This is a genomic window from Cupriavidus sp. GW823-FHT07A04 (genome assembly GCF_058794615.1).
Genome location: NZ_JBXAHA010000007.1, coordinates 14,857 through 27,584, shown reverse-complemented (window position 1 = coordinate 27,584; position 12,728 = coordinate 14,857). Strand labels below are relative to the sequence as shown.

Annotated in this window: 11 protein-coding genes; 6 read left to right on the top strand and 5 right to left on the bottom strand. The window is 65.5% G+C overall.

Features of this window, described 5'->3' with window-relative positions; all coding sequences use genetic code 11:
• Nucleotides 1-119 precede the first annotated feature (119 nt).
• Complete coding sequence (locus tag AC1Q7Q_RS13555) at nucleotides 120-887, top strand: IclR family transcriptional regulator domain-containing protein (protein WP_309404875.1); 768 nt, start codon at nucleotides 120-122, stop codon at nucleotides 885-887.
• Between the two features lie 24 nt (nucleotides 888-911).
• Here the strand turns inward: AC1Q7Q_RS13555 and AC1Q7Q_RS13550 are convergent, their stop codons facing one another.
• The 4 genes from AC1Q7Q_RS13550 to AC1Q7Q_RS13535 all read right to left on the bottom strand — a co-directional run bounded on the left by AC1Q7Q_RS13550 (nucleotide 912) and on the right by AC1Q7Q_RS13535 (nucleotide 5,999).
• Entirely contained in the window at nucleotides 912-1,871 is a 960-nt protein-coding gene (locus AC1Q7Q_RS13550) for an AEC family transporter (RefSeq protein WP_492375137.1), read from the bottom strand.
• Between the two features lie 74 nt (nucleotides 1,872-1,945).
• Entirely contained in the window at nucleotides 1,946-3,007 is a 1,062-nt protein-coding gene (locus AC1Q7Q_RS13545) for a porin (protein ID WP_492375138.1), read from the bottom strand.
• A 329-nt stretch (nucleotides 3,008-3,336) separates the two neighbouring features.
• Entirely contained in the window at nucleotides 3,337-4,749 is a 1,413-nt protein-coding gene (locus tag AC1Q7Q_RS13540) for an MFS transporter (protein WP_492375139.1), read from the bottom strand.
• Nucleotides 4,750-5,039: 290 nt separating this feature from the next.
• Complete coding sequence (locus AC1Q7Q_RS13535; RefSeq protein ID WP_492375140.1) at nucleotides 5,040-5,999, bottom strand: LysR family transcriptional regulator; 960 nt, start codon at nucleotides 5,997-5,999, stop codon at nucleotides 5,040-5,042.
• A 121-nt stretch (nucleotides 6,000-6,120) separates the two neighbouring features.
• Between AC1Q7Q_RS13535 and AC1Q7Q_RS13530 the strand changes: the two genes are divergently transcribed.
• Together AC1Q7Q_RS13530 and aroQ are read left to right on the top strand one after the other, a co-directional pair.
• On the top strand, nucleotides 6,121-7,173 hold the full coding sequence (locus tag AC1Q7Q_RS13530; RefSeq protein WP_492375141.1) for a Gfo/Idh/MocA family protein: 1,053 nt from the start codon (nucleotides 6,121-6,123) through the stop codon (nucleotides 7,171-7,173).
• 77 nt (nucleotides 7,174-7,250) lie between these two features.
• The gene (aroQ, locus tag AC1Q7Q_RS13525; RefSeq protein ID WP_492375142.1) at nucleotides 7,251-7,700 is read left to right on the top strand and encodes a type II 3-dehydroquinate dehydratase; all 450 of its coding nucleotides are present in this window, start codon (nucleotides 7,251-7,253) and stop codon (nucleotides 7,698-7,700) included.
• A 514-nt stretch (nucleotides 7,701-8,214) separates the two neighbouring features.
• Here aroQ and AC1Q7Q_RS13520 read toward each other — a convergent pair.
• On the bottom strand, nucleotides 8,215-9,048 hold the full coding sequence (locus AC1Q7Q_RS13520) for a shikimate dehydrogenase family protein (protein ID WP_492376772.1): 834 nt from the start codon (nucleotides 9,046-9,048) through the stop codon (nucleotides 8,215-8,217).
• A 445-nt stretch (nucleotides 9,049-9,493) separates the two neighbouring features.
• Between AC1Q7Q_RS13520 and AC1Q7Q_RS13515 the strand changes: the two genes are divergently transcribed.
• The 3 genes from AC1Q7Q_RS13515 (at nucleotide 9,494) to AC1Q7Q_RS13505 (ending at nucleotide 12,701) form a co-directional block, all read left to right on the top strand.
• The gene (locus AC1Q7Q_RS13515) at nucleotides 9,494-10,639 is read left to right on the top strand and encodes a 4-hydroxyphenylpyruvate dioxygenase family protein (protein ID WP_492376773.1); all 1,146 of its coding nucleotides are present in this window, start codon (nucleotides 9,494-9,496) and stop codon (nucleotides 10,637-10,639) included.
• Nucleotides 10,640-10,873: 234 nt separating this feature from the next.
• Entirely contained in the window at nucleotides 10,874-11,836 is a 963-nt protein-coding gene (locus AC1Q7Q_RS13510; RefSeq protein WP_492376774.1) for a hypothetical protein, read from the top strand.
• 94 nt (nucleotides 11,837-11,930) lie between these two features.
• Nucleotides 11,931-12,701, top strand: a complete 771-nt coding sequence (locus tag AC1Q7Q_RS13505) for a class I SAM-dependent methyltransferase (RefSeq protein ID WP_492376775.1) — start codon at nucleotides 11,931-11,933, stop codon at nucleotides 12,699-12,701.
• Nucleotides 12,702-12,728: the final 27 nt, after the last annotated feature.

Sequence of the window (12,728 nt, the reverse complement as noted above, 5' to 3'; positions counted from 1 at the left end):
GTGCTTCGTGTAGGGCAAGATTAGGACTGATCGTAGGTGACAACAAGCGCAATTCGCGCGTAGGCGTGCGACAATCGCGCGTATGCGAGCGACTGGCGCTCGGGATTAGGGTTTTCGCTATGGATAAAGAACCATTGAGCCGTCGGGACTGGATTGCCGGGCTGGAGAAGGGCCTGGCCATCCTGGAGGCATTCGATAACGACCACCCACGCCTGACACCCACGCAGGCGGCCCAGCTCACCGGTCTCACGCGCACCGCGGCGCGGCGTTACCTGCTCACGCTGGAGCATCTGGGCTACACCACCAGCGATGGCACCTTGTTCAGCCTCACCCCGCGCGTGCTCAAGGTCGGGTGGTCGTACTTCGACTCCGCGCGCCTGCCGCGCACCGTGCAGCCTTTCCTGCAGCAGATCACCGCCGCCGTTGGCGAGCCGGCTTACCTGAGCGTGCTGGACGACTGGGAACTGGTGTTTATCTGCCGCACCGGCACCAGCCGGGTGATGAACACAGGCTTCGTGCTAGGCGCGCGCGTGCCGGCGCCGCTGGCGTCAGCCGGCGTGATGATGCTGGCGTCCGAGCCGGAGGATAAGGTCAAGGCCTGGCTGGAAGGCTGCGTGCTCACGCCTTACACGCCGTACACAATCATGCAGCAGGATCGGCTGATGGCGGAAATCCGCCGTGCCGGCGCCCAGGGTTATGCCTTGGTCGAGCAGCAGTTGCAGATCGGCGTGCGGGGGGTGGCGGTGCCGCTGCGGGATCGCCATGGGAAGGTGATCGCCGCGCTCAGCGTGAATATGCAGATCGGGGACGAGAGCGCGGAGCAGGCGCTGGAGCGGGTGCTGCGGGTGCTGCAGGATACGGCGATCTCGATCATGCGGGTATTGTGAGACTCGCCGCGCCCGGCAAGCCTGTCAGGGGAGCGCGTGAAATGCACCGAGCAAAAAGAGCAACGCGCTCAGCGTGAAGAAGGAAGCGATGGTTGTGATCAGCAAGGTCACAGCGCTGAAATCCTCCTGCCCGTAGGCCTGGCCCAGGGTGGCGTAGATGCCCATCATGGGCATGGCCGCCATCAGCACGGCCGCTGCGCTAAGCGAGCGGTCGATCTCAGGCAGCCCGAGCATCGGCAGCATCGTGATCGCCAGCAATACGCACAACGGATGCAGCACCAGCTTGCCCACGACAATGGGCACAATCCGCGAGCCGAGCCCGCCCATGGGCAGTCCGACCAGCGTGCCGCCGATGACAAACAGGGAGAGCGCACTGCAGGCGGTTGCCAGCGTATCGACGGTACGCGTGACCGGCGCGGGCAATGTCAAGCCAAGCACCGACACCGCCAGCCCCGCGAGCAAGCCAAGGATCAGCGGGTTGCAGATCAGCCGGGCCAGCGCTTTGCCTAACGTTTGCCACCCGCCCGTGCTGCCCGGTTTGCGCTCCGCCATGAAGAGCAGGAAAGGAATCACCAGCAGGTTTTCCACCACCATGTTGAGCGCGAGCGAAACGCCCGCTACCGGCGCCAGCGTCAACAGGAGGATGGGATAGCCGATGAACCCGCTGTTCGAGCACGACATGCCCATCGCATAGAACGCGCTGGTGGCCGGATTCAGCCGGCTGACGCGGCGGCACCAGGCATAGCCCAGGCCGATCACCGCCCACGATCCGATGCAATAGGCAAGCAGGTAGCTGACGTTGAGAATCTCGCCAACCTGGCGTTGCGACAGCGCGCGCAATAGCAGCGCCGGCAATGCCAGGTTGATCACGAACTTCCCGAACACGCGCATGTCGGCCTTGGCAAACAGCCCGGCGCGGGTCGTCGCGAATCCGATCAGAATGAGGATGTAGATCGGCGCGATGATCGCCAGGATATTTAACATGCGAGTCTTGTCTGTATTCTTGTCTGTATTCTTGCCGGCCTATCTGCTTGCCTGTCTATGTCCGGCTATGCGCCTCAGAACTTGTGCCGCAGGCCGGCCATGAAGCCCAGCCGGGTCGTGTTGCCGAACATATTGCCGCTGTTGTTGAAGTTTGGCGAGCTGTTCAGCGGGATCCAGGCGCCGCTCAGGTGGGTGTAATCCACTGCCACATAGACGTCCGTGCGCTTGCTGAAGTTGTAGTCCAGCATGCCGGCGGTGGTCATGCGCTTGCCGCTCTCGCCGGCATGCTTGAGCCAGTCGTACTGGAAGGTGCCGATCAAGCTGAGGGCTTCGGTGATATTCACGCGCGTGCCGATATAGCCCACGTTGCTGCGGTAGTCGGCCACATCCAGGCGGTTGTTGGTATAGCCCAGGTAATACTGCGCGCGCGACGCTTTCCAGGTACCCCCCAGGCCCCACACGGTTTGCTTGCTGGCCTGCGCGGCCGGCACGGCGCCGAAGAAGGCGGAGGAGACATCGTGCGTGACCTGGTAGACAGCGCCAACCTCGATGGGCCCGGTGCTGTAGACCAGCGAGCCGGCACTGGCGTTGCTGGCCTTGATGCTGCCCGCGACCTCGCCGAAGGTATAGGCCGCCGCCGCCTGCAGCCCGCCGAACGATTTGATGTACTTGATGGTGTTGTCGTAGCGCAGGCCGGTGTAGTTGCCGCCCTGGTAGCCGACGATGGAGTTGTTGGCGAAGGCCATGGCCTCGTAGGAGGACAGGATTTCGTGGGCGAGCGTGTATTGCCGGCCCAGCGCAAGCTTGCCGAAATCGCCGTCCAGGCCGATCACCGCGGTGCGCCCGAACAGGCGGCCGCCTTGCTGGCTGCTGCCGGTATCCGGGCTGAAACCCGATTCGAGGATGTAAAAGGCCTTCAGGTTGTTGCCGAGATCTTCGGTGCCGCGCAGGCCCCAGCGGCTGCCGGTGAGTTCGCCATCGGTCATTTCCCACTTGCTGTTGCCGGCGGCGTTCGCGTGGGTGCTGTAGCGGATGGTGGTGTCGACAAGACCATACAGGGTGACGCTGGATTGCTGGGCGAATGCGGGCAGGGCGGCGCTCCCCAGAACGAGCAGGGCGGCGGCTTTCTTGTTCATGTCGATACTCCTCCAGATACTTTTCATGTGGATATCAATATTGATATTGATTTTTTTAAAACGTGGGCTTGGTAATTCGATTCAATTCGATTTCATTCGATTGCGCTTTTGTGTTTCAGCGCTTTCAGGGAAATGGGCCCCCCTCGGTGCGTGCGATCGCACTGACATCAGGTGAAAGGAGCGTGACAGGGCCGTGATAGCACCGATATCGCCGATATCGCCAACAAGTGCATATCGGTGGCGGGCGACGGAGGTAGAACCTGGCCTCAGAGAGCGCTGGTCCGCGGCGGACCGGCTGCTCTGTGCTCCCTAGCCAGGCTGTGGTGCGCTCAGGCGGCTGCCCGGGCCACCTTTGTCTCGCCCATGGCCTCGGCGCGCAGCCGGTCATAGTCCTGCTTGTCCATGGGCGCGGCGTCGGGCTCGCCGAGTTCGCTCATGCGGATGCGGTGGGTTTCCCGGGCACTCAGGGCCGCCAGGGCTGCAACGATCGTCACGGCGAAGGTAATCGCGCCGATCGTCAGCGGGATATTGGCCGATCCCGGAGGTGCCACGGTGGCGAACAGCGCGGGAAGCAAGGCGGTGACGGCGGTGCCGATATTCTGCGCGATGGCCATGGCCGACACGCGCGAGCGTGTCGGGAACAACTCGGGGAAGAAGCTCGGGAAAATCGCGTTGTAGCCCTGGTAGACGATGCCCCACATCAGCAGCGATGCCACGATGGCAAGCGGCACGTTATGGATGCTGATGGCGTAGAGATAGAGGAAGGAAAGCAACCCGGAGCTAAGCGCGCCAATGACGATCGGCGGCTTGCGGCCGAACTTGTCGGACAGGTTGCCGACAATCGGAATGACCAGCACTGCGAGGATATTTCCTGCCACAGGAATCCACAGGTAAAGGCTCTTGTCGAAGCCGATGCCGTACGCCGGCTGCACCGCGTAGGCTGCGCCGAAGATCGTGGCTACCACCGGGATCACGTTCATCAGGGCCATGCACACCACGCGGATCATGTCGCGCCAGCTGAACTTGAAGGCTTCGATGATGGGCGAACGCACCACTTCGCCAGCCTTGGCTTCCTTGGCAAACGCCGGCGTCTCGGAGACTTCACGGCGGATGATGAAGCCGGCCACCAGCACGACGGCGCTCAGCAGGAACGGAATGCGCCAGCCCCAGGCATTGAACGCGTCCGACGGCATGTAGTAGGCAAGCGGCAGGAAGACTGCGGCGGCCAGGATCTGGCCGGCCTGCACGCCCTGGAGCGTGAAGCTGGCGTAGTAGCCGCGGCGCCCGAACGGCGCGTGCTCCAGGATCATCGAGCTGGCGCCGGAGATTTCACCGGCGACCGCGAAGCCCTGGATCAGGCGAAGGATAACCAGGAGCACCGGGGCGAGCATGCCAACCTGGCTGTAGGTCGGCAGCAGGCCGACTGCCACGGTCGAAAAGCCCATCAGGAACATGCACAGCACCAGCACGTTCTTGCGCCCGTGGGTGTCGCCCCAGTGGCCCAGGAAGAGGGCGCCGATGGGGCGGGCGATATAGCCGACACCGTAGGTTGCCAGCGAAGCAACGATGGCGACCTTGGGGTTGCCCGAGGGGAAGAAAATCTGGGGGAAGAGCAGCGACGCTGCCGTCGCATAGATGAAGAAATCGTAGTATTCGAGTGCCGAGCCGATCCAGCCGCTCGCGGTCGCCTTCTTGGTCTGGCGCTTGCCGTGCAGGTCACGGTCATTGAGGGTAGTAGCCAATTTCGTCTCCAATCATTGTTGGCTGGAAATTAAGCGATCCCTTGATCGTCGACAAGGCGAATTCTCGCAATCTGCGCGCTATTCGCGCAGACTGCGCGATATACGCGCAAAAGCCGGGTTTCTACCAGCGGGATGGCACCCCCAATCCGTTGCAAGGAGCGGTCGGATCCCACGCCCGTCTCAGGAGCGTGGCAGCCTCACCGGGGTTGTCTGCTTCATCATAAAAGTGATTTTTAGGTCATGCGGCGCTGGTTGGTGTCAGTTCACGCCCGTTTCCGACGTGCGGCACGCTACGCTGCTCCGGCTTCCAGGCTGGTTGCCAGCGCGTGTGGTCCTTGCGTGAGCTGCACCTTGAGGAAATCGATGCAGGCCCGCATCTTGGCCGAGCTTGAGGCGCGCGCGGTGGTCACCGCCCATACGTCGGCCGGCTGGTGGTACGCGGGCAGCACGCGCACCAGTGCGCCGCTGCGGATGCTGCTGGCCACGTCCCATATCGAAGCCATGATGATGCCGTAGCCTTCGTGCGCCCACTGGCGCACGATATCGCTGTGGTTGGAGGCCGTGGGCCCGGTGATCTTGACGGTTTCCGTGCCGCTGGGCCCGGCCATGCGCCATACCCCGAAGCGCTGGTCGCGGTCGCGAAAGGGCAGGCAGTCGTGCTGTGCCAGTTCTGCGAGAGTCCGGGGCTGGCCGTGCCGGACCAGGTAGGAGGGCGCGGCGCAGAGGATGCGGCTGCCCGGGGCGATCTTGTGGGCGATCAGGTGGGGTTCCTGGACTTCGCCCACGCGGATGTCGAGGTCGAAGTTCTCGGCGATCAGGTCGACGCGGCGGTCCAGCAGTTCCAGCCAGACTTCGAGCGCGGGATGGCGCTGGCGCAGCAGGGACAGCGCCGGGCAGAGGTGGTCGCGCCCGAGCCGCAAGCTGGTGCTGATGCGCAGCAGGCCCCGTGGCTCCGCGCTTGCGCCGCCAACCGCTTCCAGCATGCTCTCGACGTCATCCAGGATCTTCTGCGCCCACAGGAAGGCCGCTTCACCGTCGGCGCTCACGCTGACACGGCGCGTGGTGCGGTGGAACAATTTGACGCCGAGCATGGCCTCGAGGGTGGCGATGCGCTTGCTCACATGCGCGGCGGACAGGCCCATCTCGTTGGCGCCGGCGCTAAAGCTGGCGCGCCGGGCCACGGTGCAGAACAGGCGCAGATCCCGGAGGAAGGGATCATTGTTCGCCAATGGGACATTGTGACTTTCCATGACGCCTGATTATCGTATCGACGTATAACAGTACGCTGTGCTGATGGCCCCTGTCCAGGCGGCCGGATACGGGGCTCACCCCGGGGGCTCACCCCACGGTCATCCCTCACCAGCACAGCAAATGACAAAGCTCAGAATCGGCATTGCCGGCGCCGGCCTGATTGGCCGCCGCCATATGGAACTGGTGCAGGCCAGCCCGGCCTGCGAGCTGGCCGCCATTGCCGACCCCGCATCGGCCGCGGCCGAGGTGGCGCGCGCTACGGGCGTGCCCTTGTACGCTTCGCTAGATGCACTCCTTGCAGCGCAACGGCTCGATGGCATGATCCTCGCCACGCCAAACAAGCTGCATGTGGCAGACGCGCTGGCCTGCTTGCGCGCGGGCGTTCCGGCGCTGATTGAGAAGCCCGTGGCGCACAGCCTGGAGGAGGGCATGCGCTTGCGCCGGGCAGCCGAGGCGGCCACTGCAAAGCTGCTGGTAGGACATCACCGCGCGCACAGCCCGCTGCTGGCCCGCGCGCGCGAAATCGTGCAGCAAGGCGTGCTGGGCACGCCCGTGGCGGTGGTTGGCACGGCGATGTTCTGCAAGCCCGATGACTACTTCGCGGCGGCGCCGTGGCGCCGCCAGCCTGGCGGCGGGCCGATCCTGATCAACATGATTCACGAGATCGGCAACCTGCGGGCCTTGTGCGGCGAGATCGTGGCGGTGCAGGCGATGGCGTCGAACGCCGCGCGGCAGTTTCCGGTCGAGGACACGGTGGCGATCAACCTGCGCTTTGCCAATGGCGCGCTCGGCACGTTCATGCTGTCCGATAGCGCGGCTTCGGCGCGCAGTTGGGAGCAGACTTCGCGGGAGAACGCGGACTATGCCAGCTATCCGGACGAGGATTGCTATGTGATCGCCGGCACGCGCGGCTCGCTCGCGGTGCCAACCATGCGGCTCAAGACCTATGCGCAAGACCAGGACCGCTCGTGGTTCAGGCCCTTCCAGGCCAGCGTGGTCGAGCTCACGCGCGAGGATCCGCTCGCGCGCCAGCTCGCGCATTTCTGCGACGTGATCCGCGGCGCCGCCGCGCCGCTTGTCACCGTGCATGACGGGCTGCAGAATCTGCGCGTGACCGAAGCCATCGCCGAAGCTGCGCGCAGCGGGCGCATTGTCGAGACGGTGGACGCCTGAGCCGGGCGTCTTCAAGCCGGCGGCAACCGGCCGGCAGCAATCAACCAGACCCATCAGAGGAAACCAGAGGAACCACCATGAAATCCGTACTCGTCCTGAACGGGCCCAACCTGAACCTGCTGGGCACGCGCGAGCCGCAGATCTATGGCTCGACCACGCTCGCCGATGTCGAGGGCAGCCTGCGCCAGCAGGCCGGCCAGCTGGGTTTGTCCCTGGCCTGCTTCCAGAGCAACCATGAGGGCGCCATCGTCGATCGCATCCACGCAGCGCGCACCGAAGGCGTCAGCTTTATCCTGATCAATCCGGGCGCCTTCACCCACACCAGCGTGGCGATCCGCGACGCGTTTGCCGGGGTCGCCATTCCCTTCGTCGAGGTACATATCTCGAATGTCCACAAGCGCGAGGCGTTCCGCCATCACTCCTACCTGTCGGATATCGCGGAGGCGGTGATGGCGGGGTTCGGCACCCAGGGGTACGGGCTGGCGTTGCAGTTCATCGCCGCGAAACTGGCGGGCACGCCAGCCTGACAAATCCAATGCACAGGCCGAAGCCGCCGAACAGGCCAAAGCCATACGCTACGACGACGGCTGCTCCCAGTCTGCTCCCTCTCCCCCGGCCCCTCCCACAAGTGGGAGAGGGGAGCCAACCAGCGGCAAGACCAACCAACTGTGGTAGCCGTGTTTCCCGCCCGAAGGGGCGGAAAACACCCAAGCGCGATGCGAAGCGAGCCGTCAGGGTGTACCTAGGCCGTATGGGGCGCCTCGGGATTCGGCGAAAAGAGCGGAAAAGAGGGACCCATGTCTGAGTATCGCCTCAAGGCGATGCGAGTTTGGGTCCCGGCCGCTCTTTTCGCCGAAGCCCGAGGGGGTAGTCGCCCCATCCGGCGCGCCTTCTTTGCCTACTTTCTTGGCAAGACAAGAAAGTAGGTCGCCTCCCCGCAGGGGAGGTGAAACCGCCTTTGACTTTAAGCAGTTAAGCAGTTAAGCAGTTAAGCAGTTAAGCCGTTGAATTTGCAGTGAAAACCGCACGGATGGCAAACACTCAATAGGCGATCCTGGCAACGGCGCGCAGTTCCTCGGCCGTGGCCGTGCCAAAACCAAAGAATTCAAGATAGGCGGGAATCATCTCGAACAGCATGTCGGTGCCCACCTGGACCTGGCAGCCGCGCTCCAGCGCCGCGCGCAGCAAAGGCGTGTACTCCGTCTTCATCACGACCTCGCCCACCCAGGCTTGCGGGTCGATGCGGCTGACGTCGAAGGGCAGGGGATCGGCCTCGTTCATGCCCAGCGGCGTGGCATTGACCACCAGCTGGTAGCCGGCAGGATCGTTCGAGCCGGTGCCGACCTGCAATTGCGGGTAGTGCGCCTGCAGCCGCGCGGCCAGTGCCTGCGCCGAGGCGTCGCGCGCATCGAACAGGCCTAGCCGCGCCACCCCGGCGCCGGCCAGCGACGCGGCAATGGCCGAACCCACGCCGCCGCAGCCGGACACCAGCACGCTGGCACCCTGCAGCTGGCAGCCTTTGCGCTGGATGCCGCGCACGAAGCCCGCGCCATCGAACTGATCGCCGAGCAGGGTGCCGTCGTCGCGCAGCAGTACCGCGTTGCAGGCGCCGGCGATGCGGGCCGTCGGGGTGAGCGCATCCACCAGCGCCATGGTGGAAACCTTGTGCGGCATGGTGATAAGCGCGCCGCGCAGGTTGGTCAGCCGGAACAGCGCGCGCAAGCCATCGGCGAAGTGCTCGGCTTTCAGGCCCATGGGCACCACGACGGCATTGATGCCGCGCTGCGCGAACCAGGGGTTGTAGATCATCGGCGCCTTGAAGGACTCGGTGGGGTAGCCGATATGCGCGATGAGGATGGTCTTGCCGTCGATCATGGTGGTGTCCGTGTTGCCTGTTGCTCTACTTGTTGCCGTCTGTTCCGCAAGGTGGAAGCGAGGTGGGTAGCGCAAGCTTAAAGGGTGAAATGAGGCGAACCAAGAGGTGTAATGCGCACTATGCGCGATAGACGGACGTATGTGCGCGCTTATGGGGCGAAATTCGGGTTTGCCCCGGTGGATGAGGCCATTTTGCGGGGAAGGCATCAAAACTAAGGGTTTACCCATGATTGGTGCGTTCATCGCGCGCTGGCGCACGAATAGCGCGACAGGCCGGGGCGCTCCCATTGTTGGCGCGCGGGGCGCCCGCTACGCTTCGGCTGCCGCTGGCCGACCCCGCCACGGCGCCACGGCGGGGCACGGCGCCGGGCTAGAGCGAAGCCATGGCCCTTGCTATGATGGCTAACACCCGCAGCCACCACGGACCACATAAAAAGGAGCAGACATGAGCCGACCGGCAGACGTTTTTTCGCCGCGCGCCGACGATTTCCAGCCTTGGGAGAACCCGCTGGGCATCATGGGTTATGAGTTCGTCGAATTTGCGTCCCCCGATCCCGCGGCGCTTGGGCGTACCTTCGAGCGTTTCGGCTTTCATGCCATTGCCCAGCACCGGCACAAGAACGTGAAGCTGTTCCGCCAGGGCGAGATGAATTTCATCGTTGACGCGGAGCCGGATTCCTTCGCCACCCGCTATGCCTCCGAATATGGCCTCTCGATCTGCGCGGTCGGCATCCGCGTGAACGATGCCGCCACGGCATTCGCGCGCGCGGTCGATGCCGGTGCATGGCCGTTCGAGGCCGGCACGGTCGGCCCGATGGAGCTGAATATCCCGGCCATCCAGGGCATTGGCCGATCCATCATCTACTTTATCGACCGCTGGCGCGGCAAGGAGGGGCGGCCCGGCGACGTGGGCGACATCTCCATCTACGACGTGGATTTCCGCGCGCTGGCGCATGCCGCCACGGATACTGCCGCCACTACCGCTGGCGCCGGCCTGGCCCGCGTGGATCACGTGACGCAGGCGGTCGACCCCGGGCATCTGGAAGAGTGGCTCGATTTCTACCGCAAGGTGCTGGGCTTTCGCGAGATCCATGAGGTCAATGCCGGCTGGCATGTCGCGAGCGATTCCCGCGTGCTGCTTTCGCCCTGCGGCCTGATCCGCATCCCGATCTACGAGAAAGGCACGCAGCGCCACGACCAGATGGAGCACTACCTGTCGGGGCATCATGGCGAGGGCATCCAGCACATTGCGCTGGCGACCGACGACCTGGTGGCCAGCGCCGCCGCCCTGGCGCGCAACGGCGTGCGCTTTGTCGAGCCGCCCGCGGCCTACTACGACACTGTCGACGCGCGCGTGCCGGGCCACGGGCTGGATCTGGTGGCCTTGCGGCGCTACGGCATCCTGGTGGACGGCGCGCTGCGCGCCGACGGCACGCGCGAGGCCTTCCTGCAAGCCTTTGCCCGCCGCGAGGCCGGCGAGTTCTTCTTCGAAATCGTCCAGCGCGACAACTACCATGGCTTCGGCGAGGGCAACCTGCCCGCGCTGGAGGCCGCCATGGGCTCCGCCACTACACCCGACGCCCCGGCTTGAGGGCCCGGATGGCAGCCGGCCCGCCTTGACGGCGCGGACCAGCTCGCGGATAGTGCGGTGCGCGGCATCCGCGTGGCCATTTGCCACGGTTTCCGCAGTTCGTGATTCTCGCTTTGCCTCCCGCTTTGCCTCCCTATCCCTGGCCGCGCAGCCGCGGCCCTTGCGCCCGCCGTCAACATGACCTTTTGCTCGCTTCGTGCCGCCTCTGCGGATTCCCGACGTATTGCCAGGCGGATGCTGGCGCCGGCCCTGGCGCTTTGCCTCGGCTTGTCCGCCTGCTCGCGGCATGAGGCCCCGCCCGCGGCGGCTGGCGCTTCGTCCGCGCAGGCCGCGCCGGCCTCCGCCGCGGTGGCGCAGGCCGACACCCTCAAGCGCGAGGCCTTGATCCTGCTGGCCTTTCCCGCCTGGCGCGACGACGACAAAGGCCGCGTGGTGCGCGCCGCGTTGCCGGACCCGGACTACAAGGGCACGGGCGAGGCGCCGCTGGTGGAGGGCACCATCGATGTCAAGCCGATCCAGGTGATCCGGCTGGACGACACCCATGCGGCGATGCTGACCGAGGGCATGGTGGTGGATGAAGGCGGCACGCGCAACAATAGCCACGCGGCGGGTGCCTGGCTGGGCGCGTACTTCTTTACGCGCGATGCCACGGCCAGTGGCGAAAGCCCCGGCGGCTGGCGGCTCAGCCGGCGCGTTGATGGCTACGACTTCTCAGGCGGGCAAGGCTCGCTCGGCGAGTCCTCGATCGCGAAGATATCGGCCACGGACTTTGCGCTCACCCTGACCTGGGGCGGTTGCTGGCAAGGCTATTGCGGCAGCTGGGCGTCGTTCTATCGCCTGGCGCCGGGGCAGATCTCCACCCTGCTGGCCGGCGAGGCCATGAGCGCGGAGAATTCCGGCGCGCTCGAGCCATGCGAGGAGGCGCTGTCAGGCAAGTCCGCCGTGCTCGCGCAACGCGGCGCGGATAGCCAGGACGCCGGCGAGCAGGTCTGCTATGCGGTAGAGGGCAAACCGGCATTTGCCCTTGGCGCGGACACGCCGGGTGACCTGACCGTGACGTTCCGGGGCCAGGAGGTCAAAGTACCGGGAGGCGCGGCCAAGCCGCGGCGCAAATCGCTGGATGCGGTGGTGCGCTATCGCTTCCAGGACGGCAAGTACCAGGTCAGCCAGGGCGAGAACCCGGTGCCTTCGTTCTAGTTCCACTTCCTTCCTCCACTCCAGGGCCGCTGCGGCAAGGGGCTGGCTCCGGAGTGCCTGTCCAACGCACGAGAGAGATGAGAGACGCGCAACCATGACCGACATCCACCACGCCGCTGCCCAGGGCTTTTCCAGCCAGGCCGATACCTACGCCCGCGGGCGCCCCGACTATCCGAGCGCGCTTGGCGGCTGGCTGACGACGGAGCTCGGCCTGCAGCCCGGCAAGACGGTGCTGGACCTGGGCGCCGGCACCGGCAAGTTCAGCCGCCTGCTGCTGGCCACCGGCGCCAGCGTGATCGCGGTGGAACCCGTGGCCGCGATGCGCGCCCAGCTAAGCGCCGCCTTGCCCGCCGTGCAGGCGTTGGCGGGCACGGCCGAGGGCATCCCGCTGCCCGACGCCAGTGTCGATGCGGTGGTCTGCGCGCAGGCGTTCCACTGGTTTGCCAACGCCGCGGCCATGGCCGAGATCGGCCGTGTGCTGCGCCCGGGCGGCAAGCTCGGCCTGGTGTGGAACGTGCGCGATGAGTCGGTCGACTGGGTGGCGCAGCTGACCGCCATCATGACCCCGCTCGAGGGCGACGCGCCGCGCTTCTACAAGGGTGACTGGAAGAAGGTGTTCCCGGCCAGCGGCTTCGGCGAGCTGGGGCTGGCCAGCCTGCCTTACGAGCACGTTGGCCCCGCGCAGCAGGTGATCGTGGACCGGGTGATGTCGGTCAGCTTCATTGCCTCGCTGCCGGCCGCGGAGCAGGACGCGGTGCGCGCCCGGCTGCTGGCTGTGATCGACGGCAGCCCGGCGCTGGCCGGCAAGGCCAGCGTGGCGTTTCCCTACCGGACCGAGGTGTATAGCTGCCAGCGGCTGGCCTGACGGACCCGCTGCGGACCCGCAGCGGAC

Coding starts and splice junctions, on each gene's coding strand:
- AC1Q7Q_RS13555 (WP_309404875.1), top strand. CDS start 120: ATGGATAAAGAACCATTGAGCCGTCGGGACTGGATTGCCGGGCTGGAG.
- AC1Q7Q_RS13550 (WP_492375137.1), bottom strand. CDS start 1,871: ATGTTAAATATCCTGGCGATCATCGCGCCGATCTACATCCTCATTCTG.
- AC1Q7Q_RS13545 (WP_492375138.1), bottom strand. CDS start 3,007: ATGAACAAGAAAGCCGCCGCCCTGCTCGTTCTGGGGAGCGCCGCCCTG.
- AC1Q7Q_RS13535 (WP_492375140.1), bottom strand. CDS start 5,999: ATGGAAAGTCACAATGTCCCATTGGCGAACAATGATCCCTTCCTCCGG.
- AC1Q7Q_RS13530 (WP_492375141.1), top strand. CDS start 6,121: ATGACAAAGCTCAGAATCGGCATTGCCGGCGCCGGCCTGATTGGCCGC.
- aroQ (WP_492375142.1), top strand. CDS start 7,251: ATGAAATCCGTACTCGTCCTGAACGGGCCCAACCTGAACCTGCTGGGC.
- AC1Q7Q_RS13520 (WP_492376772.1), bottom strand. CDS start 9,048: ATGATCGACGGCAAGACCATCCTCATCGCGCATATCGGCTACCCCACC.
- AC1Q7Q_RS13515 (WP_492376773.1), top strand. CDS start 9,494: ATGAGCCGACCGGCAGACGTTTTTTCGCCGCGCGCCGACGATTTCCAG.
- AC1Q7Q_RS13510 (WP_492376774.1), top strand. CDS start 10,874: ATGCTGGCGCCGGCCCTGGCGCTTTGCCTCGGCTTGTCCGCCTGCTCG.
- AC1Q7Q_RS13505 (WP_492376775.1), top strand. CDS start 11,931: ATGACCGACATCCACCACGCCGCTGCCCAGGGCTTTTCCAGCCAGGCC.